The 22,251-nt window shown below is 49.2% G+C and carries 20 protein-coding genes; 14 read left to right on the top strand and 6 right to left on the bottom strand.

Features of this window, described 5'->3' with window-relative positions; all coding sequences use genetic code 11:
* Nucleotides 1–88: 88 nt before the first annotated feature.
* Complete coding sequence (locus tag ACQKPA_RS08390; protein WP_427491194.1) at nt 89–1,006, bottom strand: NAD-dependent epimerase/dehydratase family protein; 918 nt, start codon at nt 1,004–1,006, stop codon at nt 89–91.
* A 178-nt stretch (nt 1,007–1,184) separates the two neighbouring features.
* Between ACQKPA_RS08390 and ACQKPA_RS08385 the strand changes: the two genes are divergently transcribed.
* The 6 genes from ACQKPA_RS08385 to ACQKPA_RS08360 all read left to right on the top strand — a co-directional run bounded on the left by ACQKPA_RS08385 (nt 1,185) and on the right by ACQKPA_RS08360 (nt 7,980).
* Complete coding sequence (locus ACQKPA_RS08385; RefSeq protein WP_427491192.1) at nt 1,185–3,110, top strand: LTA synthase family protein; 1,926 nt, start codon at nt 1,185–1,187, stop codon at nt 3,108–3,110.
* Between the two features lie 195 nt (nt 3,111–3,305).
* Complete coding sequence (bioB, locus tag ACQKPA_RS08380; protein ID WP_427491190.1) at nt 3,306–4,304, top strand: biotin synthase BioB; 999 nt, start codon at nt 3,306–3,308, stop codon at nt 4,302–4,304.
* 210 nt (nt 4,305–4,514) lie between these two features.
* Complete coding sequence (locus ACQKPA_RS08375; protein ID WP_427491189.1) at nt 4,515–4,814, top strand: rhodanese-like domain-containing protein; 300 nt, start codon at nt 4,515–4,517, stop codon at nt 4,812–4,814.
* 156 nt (nt 4,815–4,970) lie between these two features.
* Nucleotides 4,971–5,309: an antibiotic biosynthesis monooxygenase gene (locus ACQKPA_RS08370; protein ID WP_162939153.1), complete on the top strand. Its 339-nt coding sequence runs from the start codon at nt 4,971–4,973 to the stop codon at nt 5,307–5,309.
* Nucleotides 5,310–5,480: 171 nt separating this feature from the next.
* On the top strand, nt 5,481–6,731 hold the full coding sequence (locus ACQKPA_RS08365; protein ID WP_427491187.1) for a DHH family phosphoesterase: 1,251 nt from the start codon (nt 5,481–5,483) through the stop codon (nt 6,729–6,731).
* Between the two features lie 79 nt (nt 6,732–6,810).
* The gene (locus ACQKPA_RS08360; RefSeq protein ID WP_427491714.1) at nt 6,811–7,980 is read left to right on the top strand and encodes a cell wall-binding repeat-containing protein; all 1,170 of its coding nucleotides are present in this window, start codon (nt 6,811–6,813) and stop codon (nt 7,978–7,980) included.
* 287 nt (nt 7,981–8,267) lie between these two features.
* Here ACQKPA_RS08360 and qoxD read toward each other — a convergent pair whose 3' ends face one another.
* From qoxD to qoxA, 4 genes are all read right to left on the bottom strand, one after another.
* Nucleotides 8,268–8,555: a cytochrome aa3 quinol oxidase subunit IV gene (gene qoxD / locus ACQKPA_RS08355; protein WP_127590693.1), complete on the bottom strand. Its 288-nt coding sequence runs from the start codon at nt 8,553–8,555 to the stop codon at nt 8,268–8,270.
* A gap of 1 nt (nt 8,556) precedes the next feature.
* A complete protein-coding gene (qoxC, locus tag ACQKPA_RS08350; RefSeq protein WP_427491184.1) occupies nt 8,557–9,153 on the bottom strand; it encodes a cytochrome aa3 quinol oxidase subunit III in 597 nt (198 codons plus the stop codon).
* Nucleotides 9,150–11,093: a cytochrome aa3 quinol oxidase subunit I gene (gene qoxB, locus ACQKPA_RS08345; protein ID WP_427491182.1), complete on the bottom strand. Its 1,944-nt coding sequence runs from the start codon at nt 11,091–11,093 to the stop codon at nt 9,150–9,152. Before qoxB ends, qoxC begins: the two co-directional genes overlap by 4 nt.
* Nucleotides 11,094–11,156: 63 nt before the next feature.
* The gene (gene qoxA, locus ACQKPA_RS08340; RefSeq protein WP_427491180.1) at nt 11,157–12,161 is read right to left on the bottom strand and encodes a cytochrome aa3 quinol oxidase subunit II; all 1,005 of its coding nucleotides are present in this window, start codon (nt 12,159–12,161) and stop codon (nt 11,157–11,159) included.
* Between the two features lie 666 nt (nt 12,162–12,827).
* Here qoxA and ACQKPA_RS08335 point away from each other — a divergent pair.
* The 5 genes from ACQKPA_RS08335 to ACQKPA_RS08315 all read left to right on the top strand — a co-directional run bounded on the left by ACQKPA_RS08335 (nt 12,828) and on the right by ACQKPA_RS08315 (nt 17,967).
* Nucleotides 12,828–13,814, top strand: a complete 987-nt coding sequence (locus tag ACQKPA_RS08335) for a sensor histidine kinase (protein WP_427491178.1) — start codon at nt 12,828–12,830, stop codon at nt 13,812–13,814.
* Complete coding sequence (locus ACQKPA_RS08330) at nt 13,811–14,443, top strand: response regulator (RefSeq protein WP_427491712.1); 633 nt, start codon at nt 13,811–13,813, stop codon at nt 14,441–14,443. The genes ACQKPA_RS08335 and ACQKPA_RS08330 overlap by 4 nt, the downstream gene beginning before the upstream one ends.
* A 191-nt stretch (nt 14,444–14,634) precedes the next feature.
* Entirely contained in the window at nt 14,635–15,567 is a 933-nt protein-coding gene (locus ACQKPA_RS08325; protein WP_427491710.1) for an ATP-binding cassette domain-containing protein, read from the top strand.
* 16 nt (nt 15,568–15,583) lie between these two features.
* Complete coding sequence (locus ACQKPA_RS08320) at nt 15,584–16,864, top strand: ABC transporter permease (RefSeq protein ID WP_427491176.1); 1,281 nt, start codon at nt 15,584–15,586, stop codon at nt 16,862–16,864.
* Nucleotides 16,864–17,967: an ABC transporter permease gene (locus tag ACQKPA_RS08315; RefSeq protein ID WP_427491173.1), complete on the top strand. Its 1,104-nt coding sequence runs from the start codon at nt 16,864–16,866 to the stop codon at nt 17,965–17,967. Before ACQKPA_RS08320 ends, ACQKPA_RS08315 begins: the two co-directional genes overlap by 1 nt.
* Nucleotides 17,968–18,060: 93 nt before the next feature.
* On the opposite strand, the gene ACQKPA_RS08310 is transcribed toward ACQKPA_RS08315, so the two are convergent.
* Nucleotides 18,061–19,512: a PLP-dependent aminotransferase family protein gene (locus tag ACQKPA_RS08310; protein ID WP_427491708.1), complete on the bottom strand. Its 1,452-nt coding sequence runs from the start codon at nt 19,510–19,512 to the stop codon at nt 18,061–18,063.
* Nucleotides 19,513–19,654: 142 nt separating this feature from the next.
* On the opposite strand from ACQKPA_RS08310, the gene ACQKPA_RS08305 reads away from it, so the two are divergent.
* The 3 genes from ACQKPA_RS08305 to ACQKPA_RS08295 all read left to right on the top strand — a co-directional run bounded on the left by ACQKPA_RS08305 (nt 19,655) and on the right by ACQKPA_RS08295 (nt 22,007).
* Complete coding sequence (locus ACQKPA_RS08305; RefSeq protein ID WP_427491172.1) at nt 19,655–20,272, top strand: LysE/ArgO family amino acid transporter; 618 nt, start codon at nt 19,655–19,657, stop codon at nt 20,270–20,272.
* A 110-nt stretch (nt 20,273–20,382) separates the two neighbouring features.
* Nucleotides 20,383–21,231, top strand: a complete 849-nt coding sequence (locus tag ACQKPA_RS08300) for a GNAT family N-acetyltransferase (protein ID WP_427491170.1) — start codon at nt 20,383–20,385, stop codon at nt 21,229–21,231.
* Nucleotides 21,232–21,308: 77 nt separating this feature from the next.
* Nucleotides 21,309–22,007 carry a sugar phosphate isomerase/epimerase family protein gene (locus ACQKPA_RS08295; protein ID WP_427491168.1) on the top strand — a complete coding sequence of 233 codons (699 nt, stop codon included), beginning with the start codon at nt 21,309–21,311 and terminating at the stop codon, nt 22,005–22,007.
* Nucleotides 22,008–22,251: the final 244 nt, after the last annotated feature.

Genomic DNA, 22,251 nt, shown 5'->3' with positions numbered 1-22,251 from the left:
AAAACAGCCTTATTCCTCAGTTGTGCGAGGGATCAGGCTGTTTTCTATGTTCATTCTCCTACCGTTTCTCTATCGTTCAATGGCCGAATCAGGATGTGCGAAGCCAGTGGCGATAGGTTTCTTCGATGCCTTCTTCGAGGCTAAATAATGGACTCCACTGCAGCAATGACCGGGTCCTTTCATTATTCAGGCAGCTGTGGAGAATATCACCGTTCTTCGCGGGCAGATAGTTGACTTCAATGGGGTCAGGATGCAGCCTGCTGATGAGATCGACAAGGGAATTGACGGTATGGCCGGTCCCGGTGCTAACATGAAGAACGCTCTCATCCCCGTGCTGGATGGAGGCGAGGTTCGCTTCAACAACATCTTTGACATAAATGAAGTCCCGGGTTTGCTGGCCATCGCCGTATATTTGAAACGGAGCACCTTGACGCAGACGATCGCCAAATACCGCTATAACACCGCCTTCCCCCTTCGCAGTCTGACCCGGACCGTAGACATTCCCATAACGAAGGATCGTGTACTGCAGGCCGAAGAAGCTGTGGTATAAGCGGATATATTGCTCGCCAGCCACCTTGGATAGTGCATAGAAGGAGATTGGATTAACCGGATCATCCTCCGTCAGCTGAGATTTCTCCAGGTCTCCATATACGCCTGACGTCGAAGCAAACACAATTTTACGGACCCCAGCCTTGCGGCAAGCTTCAAGTATATTGATGGTGCCCATTACATTCGCATCCGCATCAAGCCGAGGCTCTTTGATCGACCGCTGCACATCGGCCTGTGCGGCTAAGTGGAACACAACGTCCGGCTTCAGCACGGAGATATACGCCGTTGTCTGCTGACTGTTTACATCGGCAACATGTAAAATCGCCTCGCTGTGAAGGCGACTTGGATCTCCGGTTGTGAGGTTATCAATCACATGGACTTCATAGCCTTGATTAACGAGTCCGTTCACCAGGTGGGAGCCGATAAAGCCTGCTCCGCCGGTTACAACCATCTTCATGTCTTATACCCTCCAGCCTTTTGTTTGGGATGCTTTATCCTACGTGATACGTAAGGATCATGCATTGGACAATTGACAGGGAGGGCGAAGGAATGGGCAGATTAGATTGACGTTTACATTCCTGTTATAATGGAAGCTGCAATTTAACATTATTTTTACACAAAAGAGGGAATGGAAAATGGAACGCTACCTTGAACAAAGGTTGAGATTATGCATACTCGTTTTTTTGACGCTCTTATTGAAGCTGATCCTTCTAAGAGTGTTTCTGTTTAATGGGGTCGCTTGGGGTAAGGTGCTTACCGACGCGCTATCCCTGTTGGCGCTGATTAGCTTTCTGGAGCTGCTCCTGCCGGTAAAAGGCAAAAAGATGGTCTATGTGATCCTAAATGTCGTATTATCTTTCATCATGTTTGCGTCCGCTGTTTATAATGTTCATTTTGGGTCCATACCGACATATACCGCGCTTGCGGGGATCGGGCAAGTAAACCAGGTGAGAGCCAGCATTACGGCCTTGTTAGAGCCGGAGCACTTTCTCTTCTTCCTGGACCTGTTGGTCCTATTGATTATATGGGCGGTTCGGAGAATTCGTTCCCGCTCCCGAGGAGGATTGCATTTTGGTGGAGTCCGCTCCAGTTATTCCGTCTCCTATTCGCGCAGGCCTGGAATGAAATGGCGCATATCCATGATGGTTGTGCTGGTCATTGCGGGTGTTCTGTCCGGACTTATTATCCGTAAAGAATGGGGGATCGAGAATGAAATCGTGCGAGCGGAGCAAATGGGATTCATGAATTACCAGGTTTCCTCCGTGATCCGGATATCGCAGGAGAACCGTGCGCTGGCCGAAGGGAGTCTGCAAGACACCATTCTGCGCTCACAGCAGCTCTTGGCGACTTATCCTTACGTTAAGGAAGCAAAGGACAAGCCGGACTACTACGGCGCTGCCAAAGGCAAAAATCTGATCATCGTTCAGATGGAATCGCTGCAGAATTTTCCGGTTGGTCAATCCCTGAATGGGCAGGAGCTGACGCCGGTGATGAACCAGCTCGCAGATAGCGGCCTGTATTTCCCGCATGTCTTCCAACAGATCGGGCAAGGCAACACTTCGGATGCCGAATTTGCGGTCAATACATCGATTTATCCGACCGGAACGGTGGCGATGTCCACCGGATTCGGCAATAAAGAGCTGCCAGGTCTGCCGCGGCTCTTGAACAAGCACGGTTATGTTACGACGACATTCCACGTGAATGATGTGAAGTTCTGGGATCGAAGCAAAATGTACCCGGCGCTTGATTTTCAGCATTATTACGACAAGCCCTACTTCACGAATGATAACTTCAATGAATTTGGACCTTCCGATGAAGAGCTGTTCCGTGTCGGCGTGGATAAGCTGCTGGAGAATCAACAGCAGAACAAGCCTACCTATGCTCATTACATCACGGTATCCAACCATTCGCCATATCATGTGAAGGATGAATTTGCGAAGATCACTCTGCCTGCTGAGCTGGAAGGGACCCATCTGGGGAATTACATGAAGTCGGTGAATTATTCGGATTATGCACTCGGAACTCTGGTTGACCGTCTGAAGCAGAACGGATTGTGGGATGATACCGTATTGGTGGTGTACGGGGATCACTTCGGCATCAATCCGGCAGAAGCCGACGCCGAGATGATATCGTCAACGCTGGGCATTCCATACCATGAGCGGGTCAGCCGATTTAATATCCCGCTTGTCATTCATGTACCCGGCATGAAGGAAGGAAAGGTCATCGAGCAGGTGGGGGGTCAGGTCGATATCCTGCCAACCGTCGCTAACCTTTTAGGCGTATCGCTTGACGATGAAGGCTTTAACGCATTTGGGCATGACCTGCTGAATGTGGACCGCAATGTAATCGGGATGAGATATTATTTACCCACAGGCTCTTTCTTTAATAATGACATTCTGTTCGTTCCTGGTGACGGATTCGAGGATGGCACGGCGGTTTCCTTGAAGACGCTCGAACCCGTCACGGACATCACGCCGTATCGCGGCGATTATGACTATATTCTGCAGTTAATGAAGCTGTCCGATGAATATGTGAAAATGCTGCCCAAGCGAGCGCCATAAAGCGAATGAGTAATGAACGAGGATGAGGATTGTTTCATCAAGCCGAAGCAGGCATGGATGAAGCAATCCTTTTTTTTGTAATAGATGCTATGGAGGATTGTCACTGTTTCGTCATCTATGCTATTATTACCCTTATTGTTAACCTAATCATAATTTGAAATGGTTGACATTAAAAAAGAGAAGGAGAATGAAGATATGACGACACAAATCCATTATGATTGGGCGAAGCTGGCTGATCACGTTGTGCAAGGGCATGAAATAACGCCGATTGAGGCTTTGGCCATCCTGAACAGCGAGGATCAGGAACTGCTGACTGTTATGCAGGCTGCATATCGCATCCGCCGCGAGTATTATGGGAACAAGGTCAAGCTGAACATGATTGTTAACGCTAAATCCGGTCTGTGTCCTGAAGATTGCGGATACTGCTCCCAGTCCATCGTGTCGGAAGCGCCTATTGATAAATACGCATGGCTGACCAAAGACAAAATTCTCGAAGGCGCGCGTGAGTCGATTCGCCGAAAGGCGGGAACCTATTGCATCGTTGCTTCCGGTCGTCGTCCTACCAATCGAGAGATTGATCATGTAGTCGCAGCGGTGAAGGAGATCACCCAAACGACTCAGCTGAAGGTGTGCTGTTGTCTGGGTTTTTTGAATGAGGACCATGCGCGTAAGCTCGCCGATGCCGGCGTGCACCGATATAACCATAATCTGAATACTTCCAAAGATAACTATGAACAGATTACGACCACGCATACATACGATGACCGGTTAGATACCGTGAAGCAGGCAAGCTATTCCGGAATGTCTCCTTGTTCCGGAGCCATTTTTGGAATGGGCGAGAACCCGGAAGAACGGGTGGAGATTGCGTTTGCTCTGAAATCGCTTGGAGCCGATTCGATTCCTTGCAATTTTCTGAATGCGATTGAAGGCACTCCTCTTGAAGGGCGTAAAGAATTGACCCCGATGATGTGCTTGAAGATTCTTGCCATGATGCGGTTTGTTAACCCTACAAAGGAGATTCGGATTGCAGGGGGACGTGAAGTGAATCTGCGCTCCTTGCAGCCGCTGGGATTATATGCGGCCAATTCGATCTTCATCGGCGATTATTTAACGACAGAAGGCCAGGCCCATACCGCAGACTGGGGATTGATTGAAGACCTAGGGTTTGAAATTGAGGAATGCGCTCTTTCTTGATGTATTGACATTTAGGCATGAAGCACATACTATATACCCGTAGGGGTAGGTATTGGGGGCTGGATGTCCCATGCTCTTCCCACCAGCATCAAGCTGATGCACATGACAATGATGGGGGAATGCTTTGTGCTGATTGCATCTGCCGCTCTGATTATATTTATATCTAGCTTATATTACCGAAGGTATGTACCTATAACTGGCTTACGGTTCATGAAGTGCAGTGATCTTCAACAGGCCCGGAAGGAATGTCCGAATCTGAAAATGCTCGATGTACGTGATGTGTCCGAATATATGGCTTGTCCGCGGAAAGAGACGATTAACATCTCTCTCGGAAGGTTGCCTTATGTGTGGGAGCAGGAGCTGAAACCCGATGACTCCGTGGTTATTGTTACGCCCAAGCGTTCGGATGGAATTCTGGCTGCGCGCAAGCTGAAGAAAGCCGGCTTTACTTCGCTTTTTTATTTGCAGGAGGATTGCACGGCTTGCCATTCCATGCAGCATGTTTACTGAATTAATGATGATCTGGTCAGCAGGATTTTGCTGGTCAGATTTTTTTTGGTTTTCGGTTGAAGGCATAGAATTTGACAATGATAATCGTTATCATTTAAAATGAGAGAATATCGTTCATTTGTACGGTTATTTTCGCTAAGGGAGTGTTCGTTGAATATGTTGATCGAGACGAAAACAATTATTGTTAAAGCAGGCACATCCAATCTGGTTGTTGAGCGTTTCAGCAAGCCGGGACCCATTGAAGAAATTGAAGGTTTCATCGATCTGAGTGTCCTTGTTAAGAATGCAAAGCGTACCGACGAAACGGAAGAAGTCATCGTCATGATTCGCTGGGAATCCAAAGAGGCATGGAAACGCTGGGAGACCAGTCCCGCGCATATTCAAGGACATCGTGATAACCGCGGCAAGCCGCAGCCTGAGCATGTGATTAGCTCCAGTCACGGCATGTATGAGGTTATGGCATCCAAAGGACCGAGACCTGTTCAACAGGCATAATCATTTTATTATCCAAAAGGAAGCGGCTGTTAAAGGGCCGCTTCTTTTTTGTTGCATTCCATCGTCGGGCAGGGCTGACAGGGGGTTAAAACGGCAGATTTTAGGGAACCGTAATGGGATGAAAGACAGGATCAGCTCATCATTCAACTTACTGTTTGGAGGAAGTCACCTATGTATCATCTATACAGCCATAATGATCTGGATGGTGTCGGTTGCGGCATTATCGCCAAATGCGCTTTCGGCGAAGGAATTGATGTCCGTTACAACTCTATTCACGGATTGAATCAACAAGTCGCAAGGTATCTGAATCGGACTTCCTTGCAGGATAATCCGTATGATGTGTTGTTTATTACGGATTTGTCGGTCGCTCCGGATATGGAGAAGGAACTGAACGTGTTTGTCGAAGAGGGAGGGCAGGTGCAGCTGATCGATCACCACAAAACGGCTCTTCACTTGAATGAATATAGCTGGGGGCAAGTGGACATCACGCATCGGGACGGCCGATTGGCATCGGCAACCTCCCTATTTTATGAATATTTAATTGAGCATGGACATCTGGGCAGAAGCGAAGCGCTGGATAAATTCGTAGAACTGGTCCGCCTCTATGATACGTGGGAATGGGAAGAGAACCAGAGGATTGAGGCTAAACGACTGAATGATTTGTTCTTTATGTTGTCCCTTGACGAATTTGAAAGCAAGATGACGCAGCGTCTGCGGGAGCAAGGGGGCTTCTTCTTTGATGAGTTTGAAGAAAAAATATTGGACATGGAAGAGAATAAAATCGATCGTTACATCCGCCGCAAGCAGCGAGAGCTCATCCAGACCTTCGTGGGAGAGCATTGCGTAGGCATCGTATACGCCGAATCCTATCACTCTGAACTTGCCAGTGAGCTGGGAACGACGTATCCCCACCTTGATTACATTGCTATCTTGAACATGGGGGGAAGGAAAATGAGCCTTCGCACGATTCATGATCATGTGGATGTGTCCGATGTGGCGATGCGATACGGGGGAGGCGGCCATCCCAAAGCAGCGGGGTGCACGATCACAGAGGAAGTGTATCAATTATTTGCTGCTGAACCGTTCGAGCTGGAACCGATCCGGTTCGATGCTTCGCGGAATCAGTTCAACATTAAGGGGGCAGAGTCCGGCGTTCTATACGAAAGCTGGGGCGAGGATCTGCTGTTTGTTTATGCCAGCGCCGGGGAATGGATTGTCGAGTGGAACGGAGAACCCCTTCCATTCCGGTTCGGATCGTTCGAGGAGGCAGAGCGGCACATGAAACGGCAGTATGGTGTCTGGCTGTCCCGGGATGACGTGTTTGTGAAGATGCTGAAGGAGCAATGGATGCGAAACCGTACCAATGATCGTCCAGGCCTGCCGCTGGATATGGACGAGGAGAAGTTAATGGAAGATCTGTAGAATAAACAGCATCAAGAGTGGAGTAGATCAATCCTAGAGACGCTTCATTGTGAGACAGGAGGAATATACGGTGAAAAAAATGATCGCCGGCTGGGCTCTTGCCCTGTTAACGGCAGGCATCCTCGCATGGAGTCAGACCCAAAGTCACTCCGAGCCCTCCATTCCCTCGGCTGTTCACAGCAAAGAACTGCTGAAGGATGTTCCTGTACCATGGTCCGCCACGAAGAACACCATTCGATTGAATACATCCGATCCTGTTAGTGCGGCCGTACTGACCTCCAAGACGCTGTGGCAGTCCACGAATGCGCATAGTCGTCCACAGACAGTGATTCTGGTAGATTCGGCTCAATGGTCCATAGCTGCTGTGAGCGTCGATCTGACGCAGCTCAGCGAGGGGCCACTGCTGTATGTGAAAGAAGAGGGGATTCCCAAGGAGACGCTGGAAGAGCTGAGACGATTGAAGCCACGGGGAGCAGAGCATAACAAGGGCATTGAGATTATCACCGTCGGCCCGATCTCGGATAGGGTGATGAAGGAGCTGAACGGGCTTGAATATAAGATCGATCACATTGCTGCCGGGGCACCTGCAGAAGCAGCAGCCGCGATCGATGAATACGCCGCTAAGGTATCCGGATCTGTACCTACCTCGGTTATTGTCGGATCGATGGATCGTCCGGACTACACGCTCCCTGCGGTGAGCTGGATTGCGCATATGCCGGAAACGATGCTGTATGTTAACGAGAAGAATGTCCCTGAAGAGACGGCACAGGCGCTTCATAAGCGGAAAGGGAAAGCGAATATCTATATCATCGGTCCGGAAATGGTGGTATCCCGGACAGTTGAGGACGAGCTGCGGCAATATGGTAAGGTGACACGAATATCCGGGGATGACCCATTCGAGAATGCCGTTCATTTCGCACAGTTCAATGATCCCGTAACAGGCTTTGGTTGGGGCGTTCAATCGCCGGGATACAGTCTCTCGTTCTCGAGGCCAGATTCGCCCGTATTGTCCATTGCAGCCGCTCCATTGTCCCATATGGGTAAGCATGCACCTTTATTGTTTACGGAGCGCGACGGGGTGCCACGCTCCATTACGAAGTATGTTGAATCGATCCGGCGTCAGAGTGCAACGTCCCCTATGGATGCTCCCTACAATCACGCCTGGATCATTGGAGACGAACAGACTCTCACCATGAAGCTCCAAGGCGAGATTGATGAGATTTTGGATATGGAGTCTGGACAAAACTAATGGATCCTCATATTGTCATTGGCAGATGAGGTTGGATATTGAATGTCAAAAGAAACCGTTCCTTTCGTAAATGGTGAGTCGCACTTCCATTCTACGGAGAAACGGTTTTCTTGTTGTATGTCGGAAGGATGGGAGGAACGATTCGTACACGTTGCGTCGTATAACAGAAAAAGAGGGCATCCCGCCAGAAATAAAATCTTTTGGGATACCCTCTATGATATTGGATGATATATGTTCAGGATGCGAACATTCATCGTTACGTTGCATATTCAGACATATTCGCAGGATTAAGCATACCAGCCCCATACGAAGATGAACAGCGTTCCGAAAATCGTGACAAGGCCAACGAACAGAGCGAAGGCAATGTTGATGTAAACGGATTTTTTGTCATCACTTTCCCCGACGTGCATGAACAGCATGAGCTGAACGGCTGCCTGCAGGATCGCGGTAACCAGCAGTACGGCCAATTTCGAAGCTGCCGGCATATCCAGCAGAACGACGAGTGCAACTGCTGAAAGGACGAGAGACGATATATAACCCGCTACATGCTTAATTGGAAACAGCTGTTTTATCATGTCACATCAGTCCTTTCAAGTATACAAAGCTGAAAATGAAGATCCACACAACGTCCAGGAAGTGCCAGTAGAGCGAGAAGATGAAGGACTTGTTGGCTGTGGAATGATCCAGTCCATGCTTTTTAAGTTGAATCAGAATGGCAGTTCCCCACAGGAGACCGAAGGTAACGTGAGCTCCGTGCGTGCCAAGCAATGTGAACAGGCTGGAGGAGAAGGCGCTGGTTGAGAGCGTTACTCCTTCATGCACATAGGTGAAGAATTCGAAGATCTCGATCCCAAGGAATCCCGCACCCAGCAGCAGGGTGATGATCATAAAGATCATCGTCTGCTTTTTCAGTCCCAGACGCATCGCATGGACGGCCAAACCGATGGTGAAGCTGCTCGTTAAGAGCAGGAACGTTTCAAGCAGGACCGGTGTAATTTCAAAGATTTCCGCTCCGCTCGGACCGCTGGCAAAGCGGTTCACGAGAACGAAGTAGACGGTAAACAAGGTGGCAAAGAGCGCAATTTCAGCTCCGAGGAACAGCCAGAAGCCGAATATTCGATTACGGTTTTCCTCTGTTCCATATTCCAGCGGCTGAGTGGCATCTATTTTCATACCGTATCACCCCGCAGTTTCTGTTCGGTTTGAACAATCTCTTCAACCGGAATGTAGTATCCGTGATCACGGTCGAAGGACATGGTTGCCATAATAATCAATACCGCGATACCGGCAACGATGGATGGAATCCACCAGCTGAATACCAGGAAGAAGCCAAGGAAGAAGAAGGCGATACCCAGTATAAACGGTTTTCCGGTGTTGCTTGGCATATGAATCTTCGTGATTTTCTCATCCGAAAGCGGCTCGTTGTTTTTCTTCGAGAACCAGAAGGCATCGCGGCCCTTGACTTTCGGCGTTACCGCAAAGTTGTATACAGGAACCGGACTTGGCGTCGACCACTCTAGTGAGCGTGCATCCCATGGATCTCCTGTTTTGTCGCGCGGCTCGTAACGTGTACTCCAGTAGATGTTGTATACCAGAATGATGAATCCGATCGCCAGTCCAATTGCGCCGACCATCGACAGCATATTCAGCGGGCCAAAGCCGGTTTCGGCCGAATAGGTGTACGTACGACGGGTCATCCCCATCAGTCCCAGGAAGAACATCGGGAAGAACGTTACGTTAAATGAGATGGCAATGAACCAGAATGCGGTTTTGCCCAGCTTTTCATTCAGACGGAAGCCGAACACTTTAGGGAACCAGTAATGGAAACCGGCAATGACGGCGAATACGGCGCCTGGAATGAGCACATAGTGGAAGTGGGCAACCAGGAACATCGTATTGTGATACTGATAGTCGGCACTGGCCATCGCCAGCATGACGCCGGTTACGCCGCCGATCGTGAAGATCGGAATAAAGGCAAGCGAGTAGAGCATCGGCGTCGTAAAGCTGATTCGACCCTTGCGAAGCGTGAAGAGCCAATTGAATATTTTGATCCCGGTCGGTACGGCGATCGCCATCGTTGTGATGGAGAAGAAACCGTTGACCATGGCCCCTTGACCCATCGTGTAGAAATGGTGGGCCCATACCAGGAAGGACAATCCGGAAATAATCGCCATACTTAATACCATGGAGCTATAACCGTACAAGTTCTTTTTGGAGAAGGCCGAGATGATCTCACTGAAAATACCGAATGCCGGCAGAATAACGATATACACCTCAGGGTGACCCCATACCCAGAACAGGTTGGCCCATAGCATATCCATACCGCCGTTCGCCATCGTGAAGAACTGGGAACCAAAGATGCGGTCGAACATCATAAGCAGGAGCGCAATCGTAAGTACAGGGAAAGCAAAGATAATGATGACACAAGTGATCAGTACAGACCACGTAAACATTGGCATGCGCATCAAGGTCATGCCCGGAGCACGCATCTTCAGGATCGTTACGATAAAGTTAAGACCTGTCAGCAACGTACCAATCCCTGAGATTTGAAGCGACAGAGAGTAGTAGTTGTTGCCGACCGTCGGACTGAATTCGATACTGGCCAGCGGGAAGTAAGCGGACCAGCCGGCATCCGGCGAACCTCCGATAACGAAGGAAATGTTGAACAGCATCGCGCCGGCAAAGAACAACCAGAAGCTGATTGCGTTCAGTTTAGGGAATGCTACGTCACGGGCACCGATCTGGAGCGGAACGATGACGTTCATCAGACCGAATATAAACGGCATGGCCATAAAGAGGATCATGATGACCCCGTGAGTCGTGAATACTTCATTATAATGCTGACCGGTCAGAAACTTCATCTCCGGTGCGGCGGTTTGCGCACGCATCATGATCGCGTCCACGCCTCCGCGGAACAGCATGATCAATGCACAGATGATGTACATGACACCAATTCTTTTGTGATCCACGGTCGTCAGCCATTCCCGCCACATGTATCCCCACTTCTTGTAATAGGTCAAACCGAAGAGGATTGCGAGCGAGACGAGCACGATACTCACCATGGCGCCGTAAATTAACGGATCACCGGTAACGAAAAATTCGTCCCATTTCATAAAGGCCTAGCTCCTTTCTGGATGTATGAAGTATATCGGGTGAACAACGTTTCACTCACCGATTTAATGTCCTTCATGTTGATGATTTGGGCTTTCTTCAGCCGGGAAGTTCGGCAGCGGTTCATTCGGATCCACGTTCGTTTCGCTGTCAAATTCCGTTTCTTCCGTTGTTGCAGGATCCGGGTGGACGTCTTTATGGTCCTGATGCTCCTCATTTCCGTTAACATCGCCGCCATGGTGATGATCTTCGGATGGCGGCGGACTGAATTCCAGATGCGTATTGGAGAAAGTCATCCGACCGACATGCGCGGTATCCAGAAGCTTCTTGAACTCATCTTCCTTCAGTTCAGGCGCGGTGTCCTTTACATCCTTAACCCACTCATCGTACTCGGCAGAGGTCATGGCAAGAGCTTCGAACTCCATATGGGCAAAGCCTTCGCCGTTGAAGTTCGCGTTACGTCCCATCATTGAACCCGGTACGTCGGCAACCATGTTCAGCTTGGTGATCATGTCGCTCATCGCATACTTCTGTCCGTGAAGCTGAGGAATCCAGAAGCTTGTGATCGGACCGAATGAATACAGTCTGAACTCGATCGGACGATTGGTCGGAATGTTCACGTAATTGACAGTCTCGATTCCCTCTTCCGGATAGCTGAAGTGCCATTTCCAGTTCGAGGAGGAAGCGTAAATAACCAGAGGTTTTTGGTTCTCATAACCTTCAGGCACATTCTCGACGGCCACCGTCGTTTTGACGGTTACGACCGAGAGCACGGCAACGATCAGAATCGGAATGGCAGTCCACAGAATTTCCAGCCATTTGTTGCCCTCTTCATGAGGCGGCTCGTAACCTTCGTTGGATTTCTTGGCTCGATATTTGGTGAGCATGTAGATATAGAGCGCGTAAACTACCGCTAGAATTCCGACCATCATGAGAATGGAGAATATGATTGTATCGGATAGGGTTCTGGCAGCCGGTCCTTTCGGATCTAATGCCGTGAGCGAGCTGCATCCCGATAAGAGCAAGGTAAAGCATAAAAACATTGCAAATAACGGCCCTCTTTTGTTCATGATGTACCCCTTTCCTTGAAACGTTCGTTCGATTCAATGTTACTGACACATCTATAGTAGAAAGTTCCGGTCGGCTTTGCAAAACACATAAACTTGTATAATTAACAAATAAATCCACATTCGTGTCAATGTATGTAATTTTATGTGTTCAATTTGTTACAAAAGGGTGCGGTTGTGAGCGAAATCATTGTAGTGGCGCGGTTTTGAGGCAGTTCATACTTTGTTCAAATATTCACGAGAGTTACCAGTTTCGTCACAATTCCGGGCCTGTTTTTTGCCGCAATCGGCCCCTAAACCTGCCGAATAAATCCCTGTATTGATAAGGGTTTAAAGGTCTATGTATATTATTTCACAATAATTTCGAAGCGGTTTTTTATTTCCAGTTTACTTATTTCACCCAAAGGTCCGATGAGGCATGTGATATGATATAACTAAAAATTGGAACGAGATTTTTTTCTGGAAATTGTGAAACTCTTGATAGGAAAGAGAGGGGAGCAAGTGCGGTCGTTCTGGATATGGTTTTTATTTCTTGTTTTGAGCTGGCTGGGCGCCTTCGCCCCTGTGCTCCAGCATGTTAATCCGGATCAGTTGCCTTGGAGATTGGGGAGCAGCGCCATTTTTTTCATGGCCTTTTTTTTGGCGCCATTATACCGAGCAAGGCCTGCAATGCTATTTGTCACACTGCTCGTAGCGTCGGTATTTTCCGTTATCTCCTTATGGCCGACTAATACGACTGCAACGAACCCGTACATTCTGCTGGTTTATTCCATCCTGGCGGGAAAAGCCGTGTATCGGCTCACGTTCGTTCATGCTGCCTGCATTGGTTTTGTTCTGGCTGCAGGTGCCATGCTGCCGGGTTTGTTGGGATACCCCGAGTTTCCGTGGTTCTTCCTCGTTTTATACTCGGTTATGCTCGCGATGGGGCTGGCCTTGTTTCGCACCGTCTTCTCCCGTAATGAAGAGTCAAGAGTGCGATATGAAACGCTGCTCAGTGAGTATCGTAATATGAAGCGTCGCCTGATTACGGATGAGCAGCATGCCAGGCAGGAGGAGCGGGCACAGGTCGGTCGCGATATCCATGACTCCGTCGGGCATAAATTAACGGCAATGCTCATGCAGCTTGAGATGCACCGGATGCAGGCAGACGGGGAAGCCGCCGAAGTTCTGAAGGGGCTCAAAGCCCTTGCCAAGGAAAGTCTGGAGGAGACCAGGAACGCGGTGAAATCCATGAAGCAGCAGGAGACCAGCGGATTGCCCGCAATCATAGGACTTCTCCGGCGGTTGGAATCCGAGAGCTTTATGCGCGTAACGCTAACGGCGCGGCATGGGGCCCTCACGGTACCTTTAAACAATATCCAATCCATTGCGGTATACCGCGCGGTTCAGGAAGCCATGACCAATGCGATGAAGCATGGGAGTACGCGAGAAGTGCATATCATTTTTGAAGCGCCGGGAGGCGGCATATTCCGTTTTGAGGTAAGCAATCCGTTTCACCGGAAACGCGATACATACCGGGAGGGCTATGGTTTAAAAGCGATGCGAGAGCGAATGGAAGAGGCTGGAGGCGAGCTTCAAATCTCCCAGTACGACAATCAATTTATCGTTCGCGGAACGTTATTCATGTCCAAGTTGATAGAGGAGGGAGTCCGCTGATACGCATATTATTGGCAGAGGATCAGGCCATGGTTCGTCAAGGTTTGAAGATGATGATCGAAAGCGATTCGGATATGCTGGTTGCCGGTGAAGCTGGCAACGGTAAAGAGGCTGTGGCTTTATGCGAAAACCATATCTTCGATGTCGTTGTGCTCGATATCCGAATGCCGGAGATGAACGGATTGGAGGCTGCCCGCATCATACGTTCACGATGGCCGAAGACAAAAGTGCTGATGCTGACGACGTTTAATGACGATCAGTATGCGGTCGAGGCGCTAAAGAGCGGGGCGAGCGGATACATGCTGAAGGAGGCGGAGCCGGAGGCTTTGATCCGCTCGATTCGAAGCTGCTTGAGCGGTGGATTGTCGCTTCAGGAGGATGTAGCGGCCAAGGTGATCCCCAAACTGCTGGAAGAGAAGCAAGCACCCGTCGTTGATGCTTCGATTACCCCGCGGGAGCTGTCCATCATACGTCTGGTAGGGGAAGGGCGCAGCAACCGCGAAATCGCAGACGAGCTGGGTTTGTCGATCGGGACGATCAAGAATCACGTCAGCCAGATTATGGACAAACTTGATCTGAGAGACCGGACACAGCTGGCGATTTATGCTATACGGCACAATGTGGTTTAATTCGCGAGAAAAGACGATAAACTTCTAAATTCGAAATCTAACATGACTGAAGTCATGGTTCTGAATCAAAGCAATGACCGAGGGCAGTGATGACACTGCCTTTTTGCATATACACTTGTAGCAGTGGAGGACGATATGAACGAAGGGTAACAAGGCAGGTTAGGTTTCATATCGAGAATGGGGGGGACATGATGCTGGAAACCGTAGAACTTCGAAAAGCGTTTAAGGGCAAGACTGCTGTGGAGGAAGTCAGCCTGTATCTAGACCGGGGAGAATCCGTCGGATTGATCGGTCCGAACGGCGCCGGGAAATCAACAACAATCTCCATGATATCATCCTTGCTGAAACCGACGGGCGGCGATGTACGCCTGAACGGCAAAAGCGTGCTCAAGCATCCGCAGGACATCCGCACGGTATTAGGCGTGGTGCCTCAGGAAATTGCCTTGTATGAGGAATTGACCTCGTATGAAAACCTTAAATTTTTCGGACGCGTATATGGATTGAAGGGAAAGGAATTGGAGATCAAAATTCAGGAGATGCTTGAGACGGTCGGCCTTCGGGATCGCCAGAAGGAGTTAATTAGAACCTATTCCGGAGGCATGAAGAGAAGGATCAATATTGCAGCTGCTCTGCTGCACGATCCGCAAATCGTCATCATGGATGAACCGACCGTGGGCATTGATCCGCAATCCCGCAATCATATTCTTGAAACGGTCCGGCGCTTAAACCGGGACAAAGGGACAACGGTACTGTACACAAGCCATTACATGGAAGAGGTGGAGCAGCTGTGCAGCCGGATGTACATCATGGATCATGGGCGGATTATCGCGTCGGGTACCAAGGAGGAGCTGCAGCACATCTTATCCGGTGAGGATACGCTGATCATTCAGCTGAGTCGCCCGAATCCGGAGCTGGCCGAGGAGCTTCGCTCCTTAGTAAGCGTCAGGCAGGTTGAGGAGACGGATCATGGCCTGAAGCTCATTGTCATGAAGAACAGTTACATTCTGTCCGGTATTGTGCAGGCTGCCGAACGCCATGAGGTGCAGATTCAGAATATTCATATCCAGTCGCCAAGTCTCGAGGATGTATTTCTTCATTTGACCGGCCGCAAGCTTCGGGATTGAGGGGAGGGACAGCCGCTTGGGCGTATTTTTCAAGAAAGACTTTCTCGTCTATTGGCGAGACCGGAAAGAGATGCTGATTGCTTTGTTTATGCCATTAGTGCTAATCCTGATTCTTGGATTTGCCTTGCCGAATTGGGTAGAGAATTCGAATGAATCCCTTGAGATGAGAGTTGCGTTAGTCGTGAAGGATCGGCATGAAGAGGGAGTTCATGCCTTTCAGGAAAGCCTAAAGAGTTTGTCGATCAGTACGGAAGAGAAGAACGAACTGAGTAAAGCAGCTGCGAATTTCCAACCGGAAGCCTTATTAATGAATATGTTCGGCGACGATGAAGTGGAGGAATTTCTTCAAGTTGCTGCTTTGGATGACCAGACTGCGCTTGCACAGCTGGAGGAAGAGCAAGTGGAGGCCGTTATTACGATCCCCGAAGGGTATACGCTGGCTGCGCTTAACAAGCTGCTCCTGCATGAGGGGGACGGTGCGGTGCTGACTTTAACGGCGCTTGAGAATTCAATGAAAGTGAATGTTCTGCAAAATATGCTGGATGGATTTTTGGGTGCCGTTAATTATCAAGCTGCGCTGGACAGCGGAATGGAAGGACAGGAAAGCAAAGGTGAGGGCGAGCTTGCGCTGGCGAATAGCCCTGTCGGCGGATTGGAACAAATTGAAGGTGTGGACATGATCACCTCGTTCCAATATTACGCACTGGCGGTCAGTATATTCTTTGCGCTGTCCGTTTCCACAACAACGGCGTCCAAATCGATCACGGAAAAGCGAGAGATGGTGTTTATGCGTCTCCTTCTTGCCGGGACCCATCCATTTCGCTATTTGTCCGGTAAGGTTGGGTCGACCTTCTGCATGTCTCTGCTGCAATCTGCGGTCCTGCTGATCGTCTCGCACTTTTTGTTTCAGCTTTTTCCGGGGAAATCCCTGAGCTTCTGGATCGGTTTGACCTTCATTATCTTCATGATGTGTCTAACGGTTGCAGCGTTATCTGCGCTTTATACGGCTATGCTCTTCCGAATGAAGGACACGGATGTCGCAACCGGCATATCATTCATACTGCTTCTTGTGCTCGGCGTCATCGGAGGGAATCTGGTGCCGATCTATATTTTGCCGGATTGGCTAATAAGCATCGGCAGCGTAACCCCCAACGGCTTGGCCTTGATGTCCATGATTCAGTGGATACAGGGCAGTCCGTTTCAAGAGCTATGGCTGCCGATTCTGTACCAAGGGGTGTTCTTCATCGTTATTCTAGCTGCGAGTTTATGGATCTTTCCAAGAAGGGGGCGGATCTGATGGCTCCCATTTTAATATCGCAATGGATGAAAGAAAAGCGAAATCCATGGATGATCATCTTGTTCATCGGTCTGAGCATATTGGCCACGCTTATGTTCGGAGGGAAGGCTGATAGCAAGATCAAGATTGACATCTTCACCGCAGACGGGGCGGTTGATGAGTCCGAAGCCAAGTGGATCGAGTGGCTGAATCAAAACGATACGTTCGAATTTCGAATTGAGGATGAACAGACGGCAAGAAAGAAAGTGCGCGAGGGACGCGCAGATCTCGCGGTGAAGCTGGTCTCTGACGATTATCGCATCATAGCCGCAATGGATAACCCATACGCCCAGTTAGCTGATCAGCATCTCCGTACGGTTTATGAACGAGAGCTGCAGCTTCGGGCCGCAGCGGCGAATGTGCAAGACGAAGCGAAATTCCGCGAGCACGTATATGCTTATATGGAGACACCACCCTTGCGTCTCCAATCCGAGTCGCAGGGTGGGGGAGAACTCGTTTCTCATGATATGGGACTTCAACTGCTGTTCGGATTTTCGTTATTCTTAGTCATGTTTACTGTTGGTTTCAAGGTGAACACGATTACGAAGGATAAAGCCTCCGGCGTATGGAATCGGCTGATTCTGTCTCCTGTCCGAAAAACAGAGATGTATATGGGTCACCTGCTATATAGCTCTGTGATCGGCGTCCTGCAGATCATCCTGGTGCTGCTCATCTTTCGGTATGGTTTCGGCTTCGACCTGGGCGACCAATACGGCTTGCTGCTGCTAGTCACAGTGATCTATATACTGACCATCGTCGCTTTATCCATGCTCTTTGTTGGCATATTGCAGTCGCCCGAGCAATTTGGGACGCTGTTTCCGTCCATCATTCCGATCCTGCCGCTCATCAGTGGGGTATATATGCCGCCAGGCACAATCACGAATCCGATTCTGCTTGGCATCGCGGAAGCCATTCCGCTGACTCATGCCATGAAAGCATTGACGGGAATAGCCGTATACGGCTATGGCATCGCGGATCTCTGGATCCCGATTTCCAAATTGCTGCTCATCGGGGTGTTGTGCATGGGCATAGGCATTAATCTGATGGAACGGCGTCATGTGTAGGTGAAAGGTATACATGTGCGATATGGAGCGGGCATACTGACATAAGGCAAGGGCCTTCCCTGTGGATCAAAGTCCTCGGGAGAGCCCTTTTTTTCATGACAACGCATGGAGGCGAATAAGCTCCGCAAGCCGGATAAGCCCGCTCTCCAGCTGATCGTACGAGGCGTAAGCATAGGATAGGCGCAGATGCTGCTGGTCGTTACGATCATATATATTTCCGGGATTAAGGAGAATGCTCTCCTTCAGCGCTTGCTCGAATAAAGGACGAATGGAGAGGGGGTTATTGAAACGAAGCCAAATATAGAATCCGCCCTGAGGGATATTCCAATGTGCGATATCGTGGAAATATTGCTCCAGTAACGATAGGGTGAAATCTCGGCGTTTCCTCAGCTCTGACCGGATATGATCGAGATGATTCTCATATAACCCGCTGGAGAGCCATTCTGCGACGGCATGCTGGGATAGTGAGCTGGAGCCGTAGTCGGTTTGCATTTTGATGTCGGACAGCCGGTCGATGACCGGCTCAGGCCCGACGATCCATCCGATGCGCAGTCCGGGACCCAGGGTCTTGGACATGCTGCCCATATAGAGCACCAGACCATGTTTATCTGAAGCTTTCAGCGGAGGTGGCGAGGGGGTATCGAACCATAAATCCCCATACACGTCATCCTCGATTAAGGGCAGCCTTTCCTGAGAACATATCCGAAGCAGCTCTGCTCGCCTGTCTGAAGACATCAGGGTGCCGGTAGGGTTATGAAAGGCAGGAATGGTATAAAGCAGGGCAGCCCTGTGTTGGCGCTTGAGTCTTCCGATAGCTTCCTTTCGGATCCCGTTCTCATCCATAGGGATGCCGTGCAAATGCATGCCGGCGGATTGAAACACATGGATCGAGTTCAGGTAAGAGGGATTCTCCACCAAAATGGAGGAGCCGTGATGCAGCAGTCCCAATGAGATCAGCTGTAAGCCTTGCAGCCCGCCGGAGACGATGAGTATGGAAGCAGGGGAGGCTATAACCCCTTTCTTTTTCAGATGCTCACTGATGATTTCTCTTAAGTATAGGCTCCCTTTCGGTTCCGAGTAGCCCAAGGTGAAACGGCTGGACATCCTGCCGTTAAACGTCTCCCGCATTTGGTCGGTCAGGAGGAGATCGGGCGAGAGCTCGCCTGTTCCGAGACGGATCATGTTCGAATCGGTTTCCGCACGATTGATCTGCTGAATCATCTGGATATTCGGCTGATAGGAGCCGGATTTCACATATTGATTCCAATCAGGCGGAGGCGTGGCAGCGAGTAAACTCCAAGTATTGTTGATAATCACCGTGCCTTGTCCCACGCGGGATTCAATTAAACCGTCTGCAGCGAGCTCCCCGAGCGCATACACAATGGTGCTGCGGTTAACTTGATATTTGGAAGCCAGATCTCGCTGCGTGGGAATTCGGGTTCCGACCGGCCATTCCCCGTTCATGATTCTGCGCTTGATATTATCATAAATTTGCTGATGAAGCGGCACATCGGAGTACTTATTTAATTTCCATTCTTCAGCCATAAATATAAGTAAACCCGCTTTCATGTAGGAATATGCCTCAGTATACCTCATTGGTTGGTTCAAATGCCAACCAATTGGTTGGAGACGCAGCCGACATCCTCCTTTACAATGGTGGAAATATTCGTTGGAGGTTTGGTTTCATATGATCAGTGTCTTACTTCATGGCTTCATCCTGGCTTTAGGCCTTATTCTTCCTTTAGGCGTCCAGAACGTGTTTGTATTTAATCAGGGAGCGGTACAATCCCGCTTTGTCAAGGCACTGCCCGCCATGATTACGGCATCGCTCTGTGATACGCTGCTGATCTCATTAGCGGTTCTGGGGGTATCCGTTATTGTACTGGATTACGAGTGGATCCGAACGGTGCTGTTTTCACTGGGGATCTGTTTCCTGGTCTATATGGGTATGGTGACCTGGAAGAGCAAACCTTCGGGTCAAGCGCAGGAAGAGGCTCGTTCGTTTACACCGAAGAGGCAAATTGTTTTTGCCATGTCCGTATCCTTATTAAATCCGCATGCCGTCCTGGACACGATGGGGGTCATTGGCACAAGCTCGCTCCAATATGCTGGGATGGACAAAGTGGCCTTTGCCGTTGTATGCATCGCAGTTTCATGGCTGTGGTTCTTGGGCCTTGGAATAGCGGGCAGAGCAGCGGGAAGGATGGATGCATCAGGGAAAATGTTGTCTACGTTGAACCGAATATCAGCGTTGATTATGTGGGGAACAGCGGGGTATCTGGGGGTTAGCCTGATTCTATCTTAGCTAGGACACGATGCGTGATTTTTTTTATTATAGATGATAAATCCCTTTTCCTACGCTTCTTCCAACCTATATAATGAGCCTAATTCCAAAGGGGATAAGGAGGGGGAGCTATGGAATACAGATTAGTAAAGGCGGATCGCAAGATGTTCTCGAAATATTTTGCTACCTATTATAAGAATAATTGGTTTAGACCGAGCTGGGGTGATTTAACCAAGGTTCTATCGGCGTCGGACGACGGTTACTGGGTTGTCGCAGGTGAAGATAAAGCGGCTGGGGTTTATTTGTCCGACCATTCCATCGGACTTGTATTTGGCATCCCCCCATATTCCATTACCACCAAGATGATTGATGACGTAAAAAGCTATGCCTTAAAATCTTGGAATTTGACAGTGGATCTGCATGCATATAACGTTCTAGCTGAGCAGGAGATCGCTTTTTGTGAAAATGGTTTCGTTCGGGTTGAATCCAGGCAATGCATGATGCGGCCTACCGAGCAGCTGGATGCATCGATGGATCTCCATTATATGCATAGAATACCGACAATAGATGATATGTCTAAGATTGTTGAGGTGTTCAAGGAAGCCTATGCTAATGGACCGGATGAGCGGGAAGCCCAGGTTTACGCTGAGGATGCGGCACGATATTTTGACGTAGTGGACCCCAAGCTGTTGGGCGCATCTTCCGTAGTATTTGACCGAATAACGGGAGAAATCGTCGGTGTATGTTTGATCTCTTTATGGGAGGGCTTGCCACTCGTCTATAGTATTGCTGTATTATCCCAACATGGAGGAATAGGGTTGGCGACCGCGATGCTGGATAGGGCGTTAACCGTCTTGGAGCCTGATTATCCTGTTCTGCGTCTCTTTGTAACGACGGGAAATCAGGCGGAGCAACTGTATAGGAAGAGAAGCTTTCTCTCCGGCGGGGAATATCATCATCTTACATACACCATCGAGTAAGATAGGATGCGTAGGTGTTTTGGAAGTGCGATAAACGGAAGTTAGTTCCTTCATCTATTCTCTGAGGAGGTATTCAGTTGAACATTTCGATTGGCGGTTATTCTTTTTATAATACGTTTCTGGAAGGAAAAATGGATGTGTTCGGTTATTTGGAGACGGTGAAGTACCGGTACCGAATGGATGCGGTTGATTTGTGGAACGGTTTTTTTATCGATCGCAGCGACAGCGTTTATAAGCTTGCTGATAAGAGCTACATCCGGAAAATCAGAGAGGCACTGGATGAGAAAGAGATGAGGGTGGTCAACTTTGCTGTGGACGGAGCGCATCTATGGGATCCTGACCCGGATCTTCGACAGAGGCTGTATGAGAATGCGCTGGTTCATCTGGATGCCGCTGAAATCCTGGGCGCAGAAACCGTGCGGATCGACACCGGCGGCAGTTATAAGGGATCGGAGCCGATGACTTATGAACAGTTCGAGTACACCGTTAAGCGTTATCGGGAATATGCGGATCGTGCAGCGGATGGCGGTTATACCATTGGTCCGGAATATCATATGGGTGCGTCGCTGCTTCCACGCGAAATGAAACGGCTTGCAGTAATGCCAGTCGAGTTGAGTTGGAATGATGAGATCGTACGAGATGGTGGCCCTGTAGTGCATTTGCATGGCATTGGAAGTACGTTTGAATCTCATTTGTATTGCATCGCATTGTATTTGTTTCGCATTGTATTTGTTTTGTACTTGTTTTGTATTGTATTTCTTTTGTTAACGGACTGAGCATCCGTTATTTAGTTAAAAAAGATGAGATTAACTAGTTATCGGACATGAGATACGTTATTCGCCGTAAAAGTGTGATTTTCACCCTATGCTAACTAAAATAACGAATCTGGTGTCCGTTCAATTCGCGAAATGAGCTGTTTTGATGAAAATAACGGACCTGGTGTCCGCTCGATTTGTAGATGGAGCAGGTTTGATCGAAATGAAGGCCCTGGTGTCCGTTCGATTTGCGAATTGAGCTGTT

The sequence above is a fragment of the Paenibacillus sp. NPDC093718 genome (assembly GCF_050279985.1).
Lineage (GTDB): Bacteria > Bacillota > Bacilli > Paenibacillales > Paenibacillaceae > Paenibacillus_AQ.
This window is presented reverse-complemented; position numbering and strand designations above follow the sequence as displayed.